This window comes from Streptomyces sp. 130, assembly GCF_007096885.1.
Taxonomy (GTDB): Bacteria; Actinomycetota; Actinomycetes; order Streptomycetales; family Streptomycetaceae; genus Streptomyces.
Genome location: NZ_VJNO01000003.1, coordinates 256,139 through 267,789 on the forward strand (window position 1 = coordinate 256,139; position 11,651 = coordinate 267,789).

Annotated in this window: 17 protein-coding genes; 12 read left to right on the plus strand and 5 right to left on the minus strand. The window is 71.8% G+C overall.

What is annotated here, in order from left to right; genetic code table 11:
• From FKN01_RS04995 to FKN01_RS05005, 3 genes are read right to left on the minus strand one after another with little or no spacing between them, the layout of a single operon-like run.
• Window positions 1-1,122 carry a peptidoglycan bridge formation glycyltransferase FemA/FemB family protein gene (locus tag FKN01_RS04995; RefSeq protein WP_143616768.1) on the minus strand — a complete coding sequence of 374 codons (1,122 nt, stop codon included), beginning with the start codon at window positions 1,120-1,122 and terminating at the stop codon, window positions 1-3.
• A gap of 40 nt (window positions 1,123-1,162) precedes the next feature.
• Window positions 1,163-2,587, minus strand: a complete 1,425-nt coding sequence (locus tag FKN01_RS05000; RefSeq protein WP_143616770.1) for an MFS transporter — start codon at window positions 2,585-2,587, stop codon at window positions 1,163-1,165.
• Window positions 2,584-3,240, minus strand: coding sequence for a TetR/AcrR family transcriptional regulator (locus FKN01_RS05005; protein ID WP_143616772.1), 657 nt, complete (start codon window positions 3,238-3,240; stop codon window positions 2,584-2,586). The genes FKN01_RS05000 and FKN01_RS05005 overlap by 4 nt, the downstream gene beginning before the upstream one ends.
• Before the next feature lie 124 nt (window positions 3,241-3,364).
• On the opposite strand from FKN01_RS05005, the gene FKN01_RS05010 reads away from it, so the two are divergent.
• The 11 genes from FKN01_RS05010 (at window position 3,365) to FKN01_RS05060 (ending at window position 9,493) form a co-directional block, all read left to right on the plus strand.
• Entirely contained in the window at window positions 3,365-3,685 is a 321-nt protein-coding gene (locus FKN01_RS05010; protein WP_143616773.1) for a gas vesicle protein, read from the plus strand.
• Window positions 3,686-3,718: 33 nt separating this feature from the next.
• Entirely contained in the window at window positions 3,719-4,156 is a 438-nt protein-coding gene (locus tag FKN01_RS05015) for a gas vesicle structural protein GvpA (protein WP_143616776.1), read from the plus strand.
• Window positions 4,157-4,159: 3 nt separating this feature from the next.
• Window positions 4,160-4,909 (plus strand): GvpL/GvpF family gas vesicle protein, encoded by a 750-nt coding sequence (locus FKN01_RS05020; protein ID WP_143616778.1) that lies wholly within the window; start codon window positions 4,160-4,162, stop codon window positions 4,907-4,909.
• A 1-nt stretch (window position 4,910) separates the two neighbouring features.
• The gene (locus tag FKN01_RS05025; protein ID WP_143616780.1) at window positions 4,911-5,165 is read left to right on the plus strand and encodes a gas vesicle protein GvpG; all 255 of its coding nucleotides are present in this window, start codon (window positions 4,911-4,913) and stop codon (window positions 5,163-5,165) included.
• A 7-nt stretch (window positions 5,166-5,172) separates the two neighbouring features.
• The gene (locus FKN01_RS05030) at window positions 5,173-6,093 is read left to right on the plus strand and encodes a histone protein (RefSeq protein ID WP_143616782.1); all 921 of its coding nucleotides are present in this window, start codon (window positions 5,173-5,175) and stop codon (window positions 6,091-6,093) included.
• A 6-nt stretch (window positions 6,094-6,099) separates the two neighbouring features.
• Window positions 6,100-7,188, plus strand: coding sequence for an SRPBCC family protein (locus FKN01_RS05035; protein ID WP_143616784.1), 1,089 nt, complete (start codon window positions 6,100-6,102; stop codon window positions 7,186-7,188).
• Window positions 7,181-7,567 (plus strand): gas vesicle protein, encoded by a 387-nt coding sequence (locus FKN01_RS05040; RefSeq protein ID WP_143616786.1) that lies wholly within the window; start codon window positions 7,181-7,183, stop codon window positions 7,565-7,567. Before FKN01_RS05035 ends, FKN01_RS05040 begins: the two co-directional genes overlap by 8 nt.
• 19 nt (window positions 7,568-7,586) lie before the next feature.
• Window positions 7,587-8,390 carry a GvpL/GvpF family gas vesicle protein gene (locus FKN01_RS05045; RefSeq protein WP_143616788.1) on the plus strand — a complete coding sequence of 268 codons (804 nt, stop codon included), beginning with the start codon at window positions 7,587-7,589 and terminating at the stop codon, window positions 8,388-8,390.
• Between the two features lie 2 nt (window positions 8,391-8,392).
• Window positions 8,393-8,620, plus strand: a complete 228-nt coding sequence (locus tag FKN01_RS05050) for a gas vesicle protein (protein ID WP_143616790.1) — start codon at window positions 8,393-8,395, stop codon at window positions 8,618-8,620.
• On the plus strand, window positions 8,617-8,895 hold the full coding sequence (locus FKN01_RS05055; RefSeq protein WP_143616792.1) for a gas vesicle protein K: 279 nt from the start codon (window positions 8,617-8,619) through the stop codon (window positions 8,893-8,895). Before FKN01_RS05050 ends, FKN01_RS05055 begins: the two co-directional genes overlap by 4 nt.
• Window positions 8,896-9,034: 139 nt before the next feature.
• Complete coding sequence (locus tag FKN01_RS05060) at window positions 9,035-9,493, plus strand: Asp23/Gls24 family envelope stress response protein (RefSeq protein ID WP_143616794.1); 459 nt, start codon at window positions 9,035-9,037, stop codon at window positions 9,491-9,493.
• A 26-nt stretch (window positions 9,494-9,519) separates the two neighbouring features.
• Here the strand turns inward: FKN01_RS05060 and FKN01_RS05065 are convergent, their stop codons facing one another.
• Together FKN01_RS05065 and FKN01_RS05070 are read right to left on the minus strand one after the other, a co-directional pair.
• Complete coding sequence (locus tag FKN01_RS05065; RefSeq protein WP_143616796.1) at window positions 9,520-10,401, minus strand: RNA polymerase sigma factor SigF; 882 nt, start codon at window positions 10,399-10,401, stop codon at window positions 9,520-9,522.
• A 145-nt stretch (window positions 10,402-10,546) separates the two neighbouring features.
• A complete protein-coding gene (locus FKN01_RS05070; RefSeq protein ID WP_143616798.1) occupies window positions 10,547-11,149 on the minus strand; it encodes a flavodoxin family protein in 603 nt (200 codons plus the stop codon).
• A 193-nt stretch (window positions 11,150-11,342) separates the two neighbouring features.
• Here FKN01_RS05070 and FKN01_RS05075 point away from each other — a divergent pair, with 193 nt between their 5' ends.
• A complete protein-coding gene (locus tag FKN01_RS05075) occupies window positions 11,343-11,513 on the plus strand; it encodes a hypothetical protein (protein WP_026171501.1) in 171 nt (56 codons plus the stop codon).
• Window positions 11,514-11,651: the final 138 nt, after the last annotated feature.

The following is an 11,651-nucleotide window of genomic DNA, read 5'->3' on the forward strand; positions in this document are numbered from 1 at the left end:
CTACCGCCGCGCCATGTACAGGCTGAACGCCTTGTGCAGGACCTTGTTGAGCGGGTAGTCCCACTCACCGACGTACTCGGCGGCCTGTCCGCCGGTGCCCACCTTGAAGCGGAGCAGCCCCAGCAGGTGGTTGCTCTCGTCCAGGGTGTCGGTGGTGCCCCGGAAGTCGTAGACGTGGGCGCCCATGGCGTGGGCGTCCCGGATCATCTGCCACTGGATCGCGTTGTTGGGCTGGACCTCGCGCCTGCGGCTGGTGGACGCCCCGTACGAGTACCAGACGTGCCCGCCGACGGTGAGCATGGTGGCGGCGGCCAGCACCTCGCCGTCGTGCGCGGCGAGGTAGAGCCGCATCCGGTCGGGGTGCTCGGCGGTGAGCGCCTTCCACATGCGCTGGAAGTACGCGAGGGGGCGGGGGATGAACCGGTCGCGCTCGGCGGTCTCGGTGTAGAGGGTGTAGAAGGTGTCCAGGTCGGCGTAGTCGCCCTGGACGACCTTGACGCCGGCCTTCTCCGCCTTCTTGACGTTGCGCCGCCACAGCTGGTTGAACCCGGCCAGGATGTCGTCGGGCGAGCGGCCGGCGAGGGGGAGCTGGAAGACGTAACGGGGCTGTCCGGCGGCGAATCCGTCCTCGCTGCCGCCACCGGACCGCTGCCAGCCCGCCGCCCGCAGACGGGCCGTCAGCGCCAGGGCGCGGGGGTCCTCTTCGGTGGGTGCGACCTCGCCGAGGCGGTGGGCCCCGGGGTCGGCGATGGCCTCCTTGACGGTGGCCGCGTCCCAGCGGCGGGCGACGACGGGCGGGCCCATCTTCACGGTGAACGCGCCCCGCCCCTTGAGGTGCTCCAGGAGCGGGTCCAGCCACCGGTCGAGGTCGTCGTCGTACCAGTCGATGACGGGGCCCTCGGGGAGGTAGGCGAGGTGGCGCCCGATCTTCGGCAGCGGCCGGTACAGGACGAGGGCGGTGCCGGCGATCCGGCCCGCGCCGTCGAACCAGCCGAGGCTCTCGGCCCGCCAGTCGGGCTTCACCTCACCCCAGGACGGGACCTGCATGTGGCTCGCGGACGGCAGACCGTCCACGTACGCAAGGTGCTCGTCCCGGCTGATCGTCCTCAGGCTGAGGTCCATCGGTGTGCTCCTCGTCCACGGGTCGTGATCCTTCGGCAGCCTACTGGCGGTCGCCGGGGCCCACGAGGCGAGCGGGCGTTCGAGCGAGAGCCCCGCGGGGCAGCAGCGACGCCGGGATCAGCCCGAGCGCGGCGAGCACCGCCACCGCGGGCAGCGCCTGGCCCGGCGCGAACTCCGCTACGGGAAGGAGCCGGTGCCCCGGTCCGGCGACGGCCGGCGGGGTGCGCGGCATCAGTCCGGCGGCGACGGCGATCCCGAGGGCGGTGCCCACGTTCATGGCGGTCTGCTTGAGGCCGCCGGCCACCCCGGCGTACCCGGGCGGGGCGTCCCCGACGACGGTCCCGGTGGCGGTGACCATGACGGCGGTGAAGCCCGCGCCCAGCACCGCGAGGACGAGGCCGGTCTCCCACGAGGGGCCGGGGCGGGAGAGGCCCAGCACGGCCACGACGACGCACAGCTGGCCGGTGATCGCGGTGCGGCGCGGCCCGAACCGGCCGAGCGCGGCCGAGGCCGCGGGCGCCCCGGCGATCATGAGCAGGGTCAGCGGCAGGCAGCGCAGCCCGGTGGCGAGCGGATCGAGGCCGAGCCCCTGCTGCAGGAAGAACGTGACGACGAACAGCGCGCCGAACAGGCCGCCGGAGGTGGTGAGGAGCAGCGCCATCGAGGCCGTCACCGGCACGGAACGCGTGACGGCCGACGGCACGACCGGCTGGGCGCTGCGGCGTTCGTATCCGACGAGCCCCGCCCCGAGGAGCATGCTCAGCAGCAGCCCGAGCCCCGTCCGGTGGCCGGTCCATCCCTGGTCGGGGATGCCCGCCAGGGTGTGGACGAGGGCGGCGAGCGCGGCGGCGAGGAGGACGCCGGCCGTGAGGTCGAACCGCTGGTGGCCGGCGCGCGGCACTTCGGGGGTCCGCACGGCGAGGGTGAGCGCGGCGATCGCCAGGGCGGCCGGGATGTTGATCAGGAAGACGGCGCGCCAGCCCCAGTGCGTGACGAGGACTCCCCCGAGCACCGGACCGGCCGCCGCGGCCGCCCCGATCGCGCTGGTGCGGAGGGCGACGGCCCGGCCGAGCCGGTCGGCGGGGTAGACGAGCCTGAGCAGGGCGAGGGTCGCGGGCTGCAGGAGCGCCCCGAAGACCCCTTGTGCGGCACGCAGGGCGATCACGAGGCCGATGCCCTGGGCGAGCGCGACGCCGGCCGACGCGGCGCCGAAGCCGAGCACCCCGACGCACAGCAGCCGCCGGTGCCCGTAGCGGTCCCCGAGCCGGCCGGCGATCACGAGGAGGGCGGCGACGGCGAGGAGGTAGGCGGTGCTCGTCCACTGGACCTCGGTGACGGTCGCCCCGAGGTCGTCGCGCAGGTCCGGCTGGGCGACGAGCAGCACGGTGCCGTCCAGGGCGACGATCATCGCGCCGGCCACCGAGGCGAGGAGCGCGGCGCGGGGCCGTACGGCGGTGCGGGTCACGCGCCCACCCGGCCGAGGTGGGCGTCGAGGACCGCCGTGACGAGCGGGTCCGGTCCCTCACTCGCGCCGGGGAGGGCCAGTTGGAGACTGCCGCTCGCCCGGAGCACCGCGATGCCGTGCAGATTGGTCCACAGGGCGGCCGCGGTCAGGGCCGGCGGCGGGGCCGAGTCGCACGAGGGTCCGGTGCCGCTGTCCGTGCGGCCGGCGCGGTCCAGGGTGACGAGTTCGACGAGGTGCGCGAACAACGGGAGCGTCGAATCGCGCAGGCGCGGCCGGTCCGGCGCGCCCGCGTCACTCGCATGGGCGTCGCTGTCGAGCAGGTCGTGGCGGAACATCAGCTCGAACATGCCGCCGTGCTCCCCCGCGTAGCCCAGGAAGGCGTCGGCGAGGCCGCGCAGCTGTTCGCGCGGTGTTACGGCCCCTTCGGCCGCCGCCGCGAGCCGGGCCGCGAGCTCGGTGAAGCCGCGCCGGGCGATCGCGGAGAGCAGGGTGTGGTGGGTCGGGAAATAGCGGCGCGGGGCCCCGTGCGAGACCCCGGCGCGGCGGGCGATCTCACGGAGGCCGAGGGAGGCGGAGCCCTCGGTCCTGACGAGTTCGACACCTGCGTCGACCAGGCGTTCCCGCACGGAATTCGCTTGATTCGCTTGATCCATAGACACTGTCTACCAGGTGACCGCAGACACTGTCTACGCTCCGTGCGCGGCGCTGGCGCGGGGCACACCCCGCGATGCGGGCGCCCAAGATGCGGGCGCGGCGGGAGTGAGCAGACTGGGTCCCATGGCAGATCAGCGGCGTTCCCAGAGCGGAACCACGAAGACGGCGTCCACGCGACGCGCCCCGTCCGCACGGGGTCCCGAACACGCGGCGCGCGCTGCCATGCAGAGCCTGGAGGGTCTCATCGACCACCACGCGGAGGGTGTGTCCGCCGTGCGGCGCACCGACGACGGCTGGTGCGTTGTCGTGGACGTCCTCGAACTGCCCCGGATTCCGGACACCACGAGCCTCCTCGCCTCCTACGAGGTGCAGCTCGACCGGTCCGGCGAGCTCCTGGAGTACCGCAGGGTCCGCCGGTACCGCCGGGGCGCCGCCGACGAGTGAGCGGCGTCCACTCCCCTGCCGGAAGGACATTCCATGACCGCGACCACCTACTCCGACGAAGTCGTCGCCTGCCCGCCGCGGGCCGGCACCCTGTACGACGTCCTGGAGCTGATCCTCGACCGGGGCATGGTGATCGATGTCTTCATCAGGGTCTCCCTGGTCGGCATCGAGATCCTGAAGATAGACGCGCGCATCGTCGTCGCGAGCGTCGACACCTATCTGCGGTTCGCCGAGGCGTGCAACCGGCTGGACCTCGAACGCGATTCGGGCAGCACCACGGTGCCCGAGCTGATCGGCGGCGGCGCGGTCAAGTCCATCGGCAAGCGGAAGGTGCGCAGGGCCGCCGAGTCCGTGGGCGACACCGTGCGCAAGGCGGTCGGCGGCGACGACGAGGAGCCGGAGGAGCGGCCGAGGAAGCGGCGCGCCCCGGCACGCGGCAGCGAGAGCCGGCGCCGACGTGTGGAGGCGTGAGCCGTGACGGCCGACGGTGTGTACGTGTACGCGATCACCCGGGCGGAGACCCCGCTCCCGGACGGGCTGGGCGGTGTGGGCGGCCCGCCGGCCCGTCTGCGGACCGTCCGGCGGGGCCGGCTCGCCGCGGTCGTCAGCGATGCTCCCCCGGACCTCCGGGCGCGCCGCCGCGATCTGCTCGCCCACCAGGATCTGCTGCTGCGGCTGATGGACGAGGGGCCCGTACTGCCCATGCGGTTCGGCATGGTGGCCCCCGGCCAGGACGCCGTGGAGCGGCAGCTGGCCGCCGGTGAGGACGGCCATGTGGCGGCCCTGGAGCGGCTCGCCGGCTGCCACGAGATCAATGTGAAGGCCCTCGCCGCCGAGGACGCGCTCGCCGAGGTGGTCGCCGAGGACGCCACCGTACGCAAGCTGCGGGAGGCCGCGCGCCGGCGCCCGGGCTACGAGACCAGTCTGCGGCTGGGCGAGGCGGTGGCGGCCTCCCTCGCGCGCCGGGCCGCCGAAGCCGGGCGGCGGGTGCTGCGGGAGCTGACGCCGAGGGCCCGGGCGGTGGCGGCGGGCCCGGAGGTCCAGGGGTGCGCGCTCAATGTGTCGTTCCTGGTGGAGCGCGAGGCCGGCGACGCGTTCCTGGCCCGGGCGCGCCGGTTCGCGGCCGACCATCGCGGCCATGTGGAGCTCCGCCTCGCCGGGCCGCTGCCGTGCTACAGCTTCGTCTCCGCCGAGACCCGGCCGGTCCCCGCGGGCGGTGGCTGAGGTGGGCCTCATCACCGGTCTGCTGACCCTGCCCCTCGCGCCCGTGCGGGGCGTGGTGTGGGTGGCGGAGAAGCTGGACGACGCCGCCGAGCGGGAACTGCGTGATCCCGGCGTGCTGCGTGCGCAACTGGCCGTACTCAATCACGAGTTGGAGGCCGGAGACATCACGATCGAGGAATTCGAACGGGAAGAGGAGCGGCTGCTCGACCGGCTGCACGCCGTTCGGGCGGGCCGCGTGCCAAGCGATCGAAGGTGACGTGCTCATGGATGACGAGGCAAAGGTAGCGCTCGCGGCCGCGGTGGTCGGCGGCTACGTGCTGGGCCGGACCAAGAAGGGCCGGATGGCCCTGACCGTCGCGACGTATCTGGCGGGCCGGAGGTTCGGGCTCGAACCCCGCCAGCTCGCCGCCGAGGGCGTGCGCCGACTCGGCGGTGTCCCCCAGGTCGCCGAACTCCAGGAACAGCTGCGGGGCGAGGTCATGGACGCGGGCCGCAAGGCCGTGACGGCGGCGGCGAACCGCAGCATGTCCTCACTGGCCGACGCGATCGGCGACCGCACCGCCCGGCTCACCGAGGGCCGGCGCGAGGAGGACGAGGACCGGGACGAGGACCGGGACGAGGACCGGGACGAGTACGACGACGAGCCGTACGAGGACGAGGACGAGTACGACGACGAGCCGTACGAAGAGGAACCGGAGGACGAAGAGGAACCGGAGGAGGACGAGCCCTGGGACGAGGACGAGGATTCCGAGGGCGAGGATTCCGAGGACGAGGAAGACGATTCCGAGGACGAGGGCGAGGACCAGGACGAGGGCGAGGACGAGGCCCCCGAACCGCCGGCCAAGAAGGCACCGCCGAAGAAGGCAGCCGCCAAGAAGGCCCCCGCGAAGAAGCAGGCAGCGAAGAAGCAGGCCACGAAGAAGGCGGCCCCGGCCAAGAAGGCGGCTCCCGCCAAGAAGAGCGCGGCGAAGAAGCCCGCCGCGAAGAAGGCCGCACCCGCGAAGAAGGCGGCCGGGGCCGCGAAGGCGGCGCCGAAGAAGTCGGCCCCCTCGAAGAAGTCCGCGGCCAAGAAGTCCGCGGCCAAGAAGACCGCCCCGGCGAAGAAGAGCGCGGCGAAGAAGACGTCGTCGTCCAAGTCGTCGTCCAAGCGGACCGCTTCCAAGCGCACCGACCGTCGGAGGTAGCGAGTCATGGGCAGGACAGAAAAGGACGAGTCCGGGGCGGGGGAATCGGGTCTCGACCGGCTCCGCGAGGAGCTGTCGGGCTTCCTCAGCGCGAAGATGGAGGACCTTGCCGGAAAGGCGAGCGGCAAGCTGACGGATGTCGCGCAGCAGCTCACCGACTCCGCGGAGAACGGCGGCTCGCTGCCCGCCGTGGCCTCCCGGGTCCTCCAGGGCGAGTCGCCGCTGAAGTCGTTCGTCTCGGAGAAGGCCAAGGGCGTGAAGGACAACGTCACGGACAAGGCCAAGGAGGCGTTCGGCGGCGGCAAGGGGAAGAGCAAGTCGAGCGGCGGCGGCAAGTCGATGAACATCGTGGAGGTCCTCGACGTCGGCGTGCCCCTGCGTACGGCGTACGACTACTGGACCCAGTACGACCGCTTCAGCAGCTTCGCGAAGGGCGTCCAGGACGTCTCGACGGAGGACGAGGCCACGAGCGACTGGAAGGTCAAGATCGGCCCGTCCTCGCGCAGCTTCAAGGCGACCGTTCAGGAACAGATCCCCGACGAACGCATCGTCTGGACCTCGGAGGGCTCCAAGGGCACGACGCGCGGCGCGGTCAGCTTTCACGAGCTGACGCCGAACCTGACCCGCATCGTGCTGGTGGTCGAGTACTACCCGTCCGGCTTCTTCGAGAAGACGGGCAACCTCTGGCGGGCCCAGGGGCGCCGCATCCGACTGGACTTCAAGCACTTCCAGCGGTACGTCACCCTCACCGACGAGGAGCCCGACGGCTGGCGCGGCGAGATCCGCGACGGCGAGGTCGTCGTCTCCCACGAGGACGCCATGGCCGAGGAGGAGGACTCCGGGGGCGACGACGAGGAACAGCCCGACGACGAAGACTACGAGGACCAGGACGAGGACGAGGACGGGGAACAGCCCGAGGACGAGGACGAGGGCGAAGGCGAGGACCAGGACGAGGACTACGAGGACGAGTGGGAGGACGACGAGGAACCGGAAGAGGAACCGGAGGAAGAAGAGGACGACGAGGAGGACGAGGAGGACGAGGAGGAGGAGCCCGCTCCCAGCGGGCGGCGCGCGCGGAGGTCGCGTCGTGACTGATCTCGACTTCCGGCAGGACACCGTCTACGCGCCCGCCGGCCCGCACACGACCAACCTCGCCGACATCCTCGAACGCGTCCTGGACAAGGGCATCGTCATCGCCGGCGACATCAAGATCGACCTGCTGGACATCGAGCTGCTCACCATCCGGCTGCGCCTGTTCGTCGCCTCCGTCGACACGGCGAAGAAGGCCGGGATCGACTGGTGGGAAACCGACCCCGCGCTCAGTTCGCACGCGGCGCGCAACGCGCTGCTGGACGAGAACCGGGAGCTGCGGGCCCGCCTGGAGGCCCTTGAGTCGCAGGCGCCCGACGAGTCGCAGGCGCCCGACGAATCGCGGGCGTCCGGACCGAAGCAGTCGTCGCAGTCGCGCAACTGAACAGAGGAGACCCCCGCACATGACCGAGGACACCCGCTCGTCCGCGGATGCCCGTGCCGTGTACGTCTACGCCGTGTGCCGCCCCGAGGAGCAGCCGGTTCGTCCCACCGGCCCGGCCGGCGTCACGGGCGACAGCCCGTTGCGCGCCCTGGGCCTCGGCCCGGGACTCACCGCGGTCGTCCAGACCGTGCGGGCCTCGGACTTCACCGACGAGGCGTGGCAGGCCCGGCTGGCCGACGAACCCGAACTCGAACGGTACGCACGGGCCCATCACGAGGTCGTGTGCGCGCTGGCCGCCCAACACCCGACGGTGCCCCTCCCGCTGGCCACGCTCTACCACGACGACGAGCGGGCCGCCGCGGCGCTGGCCGGGGAGGCGCGGCGCTTCCACGCCGCGCTGGAGCGTACGGCGCACCACGCCGAGTGGGGTGTGAAGGTCTACGTGACCGACGCACCGGCCCGGGAGGCGCCCGAAACCGCCGCGCAGCGGTCCGGGCCAGGGGCCGGGGCCGGCCGGGCCTATCTCGACCGGAAGCGGAACCTGCGGGACCGGCGCGAACGGCACCGGACGGACGGGCTGCGGATCGCCGAGGTGGTGGACGCGGACGTCAGCGGCCTCGCCACCGCGTCCCGCCGGCTGCCCTCCCACGGCCCCCGGGTGCCCGACGAGCGGCGCACCCAGGTGCTCAACGCCACGTATCTGGTGGCCGAGGACCGGGCGGCCGAGCTGGCGCGGCTGGCGCAGAGCCTCCGCGACCGGACCGGGGCGCAGGTCGAGCTGTCGGGGCCCTGGGTCCCGTACTCCTTCGTCGGCGAGGTGTAGAGGTGGAGCGCGCCATCGTGCCGTGGGACGGGCCGGAGCCGCTGAGCGGGCCGATCGGGGTGCCCCTGGTCGATCTGCTGGACCGGGTGCTGGCGACCGGGGTGGTCATCAGCGGTGACCTGGTGATCGCGATCGCCGATGTGCCTCTCGTACGCCTGTCGCTGCACGCGCTGCTGTCGTCGGTCAGCGAGCGGGTGCCGGCGCCCTGGGCCGACGGGGGGCCGCTGTGACGGACGCACGGGTCGATCTGGACTCCGAGAAGGTGGGGCAGGACCTCGTCACGCTGGTGCTCACCGTGGTGGAGCTGCTGCGCCAGCTGATGGAGCGCCAGGCGATCCGGCGCATCGACGAGGGTGACCTCACCGAGGAGCAGACCGAGGAGATCGGTACGACGCTGATGCTCCTGGAGCAGCGGATGACGGAACTGTGCGCGCAGCACGGGGTGCGGCCCGAGGACCTGAATCTGGACCTCGGGCCGCTGGGCACGCTGCTGCCGCGCGACTGAGCCGGCCGGGCCTCCCCGGGCGCCGTGATCACCCGAATGGCGGGGGCGGGGGAGCCGGAGGAGAGTGGGATGAGGGGCGGAACGGCTTTCGCCGGGGAGCCCCTTCATCCCACCCCAGCTCATCTCGTGCGAGGAACTCATGGCGACCAACGAAAACGTCGGCGGCACCAGGCTGGAAGGCGGCGCGGCGGGCGGCACCCGGGGGACGACGACCATCGCCGACAACGTGGTCTCGACCATCGCCGGTATCGCGGTACGGGAGACGGACGGTGTCCACAAAGTCGGCAGCGGCCCTTCGCGAGCGCTCGGAGCCGTCAAGGACAAGGTCTCCCGCTCCAGTGACCCGGGGCGGGGCGTCAAGGTGGAGGTCGGCGAGAAGCAGACCGCCGTCGACGTCGACATCGTCGTGGAGTACGGCGCCCCCATCGTGGAGACCGCGCGCGGCCTCCGCGCCAACGTCACGGACGCCGTGCAGACGATGACCGGTCTCGAAGTGGTCGAGATCAACATCAACGTCACCGATGTCCATGTGCCGGGTGAGGACGACGACGAGGAGGACGAGGACGAGACGTCCACGCGTACCTCGCGCGTTCGGTGACGATGCCCCGGTGGACCGGTCCGGTCTCAGTCCTCGGTGAGGATGCCTTCCCGGAGTTTGCCCAGTATGCGGGCGATCAGCCGTGAGACGTGCATCTGGGAGAGCCCGAGACGTTCACCTATCTGGGACTGCGTCATCTCCTGGCCGAAGCGCATCTGGACGATGGCGCGTTCCCGTTCGTCGAGTGTCTCCAGCAGGGGCGCGAGGGCGTGCAGGTTCTCGACCAGTTCGATCCCCGGGTCGCATTCGCCGGTGATGTCCGCGTGGGTGCGGCTCACTCCGCTGGGGCTGTCGGACTCCGCCCCGTCGAGGGGCACGTCCAGCGAGTGCGCGGTGTAGCCGTTCGAGGCGACCAGCCCTTCGATGACGTCCTCCTCACTGATGCCCAGGCGTTCGGCGAGTTCGGCGACGGTGGCCTCCCGGCCGAGCGAGGTGGCCAGTTCCTCCTTGGCCTTGGCGAGGGTGACCCGGAGCTCCTGGAGGCGCCGGGGCACATGGACGGACCAGGTGGTGTCCCGGAAGAAGCGCTTGATCTCGCCGACGATGTAGGGAATGGCGAACGAGGTGAATTCGACTTCCCGGCTGAGTTCGAAACGATCGATGGCCTTGATGAGGCCGATGGTGCCCACCTGAATGATGTCCTCCATCTGGCCGTTGCCGCGATTGCGGTACCGCGCGGCGGCGAAGTGCACCAGGGTGAGGTTCATCTCGATGAGCGTGTTCCGGGCGTACTGGTATTCCGGCGTGCCCTCTTCGAGGGTCTGCAAGCGGTCGAAGAACAGCTTGCTGAGTGCCCGGGCGTCCTTGGGCGCGACCTTCAGCGGGTCGGCGATCTCCGGGAGTTCGGCCGGCGCACCTGTCGTGGTCCCCGGTACCTGGGCAGATACGGATGTCGGCATGGCGATCATTCCTTCCGTCGGACAGCGGCTGCTTACGCATACGCGAAGCTGCGACTACCCGGAGCCATGCGTTCCACACACGTGTGCGGCAAAAGCCGTAACAGATGTGCCACCTGACGCGGGGGCGGTGGCGCGCCCCCGGGCAGGGAGGGGGTCAGCGCGGGGGGTAGGGCGAGTCGGCCAGGACCCGGGCGAGGTGTGCGGCGTTGAGGGCCATCTGGCGGGTGGTGGACCTGACCGCGTCGGGCGTCTCCTCCAGGTCCCGGTAGTCGGTGCCGTGCATGGCCTCGCCGACCCAGTAGCTGACCGCGCCGGGTGCGAGGGTGAAGCCCAGGTCGTTGAGTCCCTGGAAGAGGTCGGCGCTCACCTTGTGGGCGCCGTCCTCGTTGCCGACGACGGCCACCATGCCCACCTTGCCGTAGGGCAGCTGCCGCCCCTCGTCGTCCGTTTCGGAAATGTCCGCGTTCAGCCGTTCCAGTACGCGCTGGCAGTGGCTCGCCGGGTGCCCGAGCCAGATCGGGGTGGCCAGGAGCAGGATGTCCGCCGCCATCACCTTCTCGCGCAGCCGGGGCCACTCGTCCCCGTCGCCCATGTCCTGGGCGACCCCGGGCCGTACGTCGTGGTCGGCGACCCGCACCGTCTCCCCCTTCACTCCGAGGCCGGTGAGTTCGGCCATGATCTGGTCCGCCAGCAGCTGACTGCTGGACGGCTTGGGCGACGGGGAGAGGGTGCAGACGAGCGCGAGTGCTCGGGTCATCGGGGGCTCCTCGAGATGTGCGGTCGTTCGGCCGGGGGTTCCGGCGCCCTTCCCACTATGGGAGGTCCACGCGGAGCGCGCCCGGCGCCATCGGGTCCGGAATCTCTTTCCCGTTCCTCCCCGATGAAGTCGGCGATTTTCCAGGAATACAGCAGGAGGGCCGGGGCATCCGATGCTTCGGAGGTTGATACCCATGGTTCCCGTGATTCTGGTTCTTCTGCTCGCGCTCATTCTCTTCGGGGCGGGTTTCGCCCTGAAGGCCCTGTGGTGGATAGCCATAGCCGTACTCGTGGTGTGGCTGCTCGGATTCGTCGTCCGCCCTGCGGGCGGCGGTGGAAAGCGAGGCCGCTGGTACCGCTGGTAGATCGGACCGCGCGATACGTCGCAGCGGCACGGAAAAGTGGGGGGGGGGGGGGGGGGGGGGGGCGGCGGGCCCCCCCGGGGGGGGTGGGGCCCGGGCGGGGGGGGCCGCCCCGGGGGGGCGCCCCGCGGCGCCCCCCCC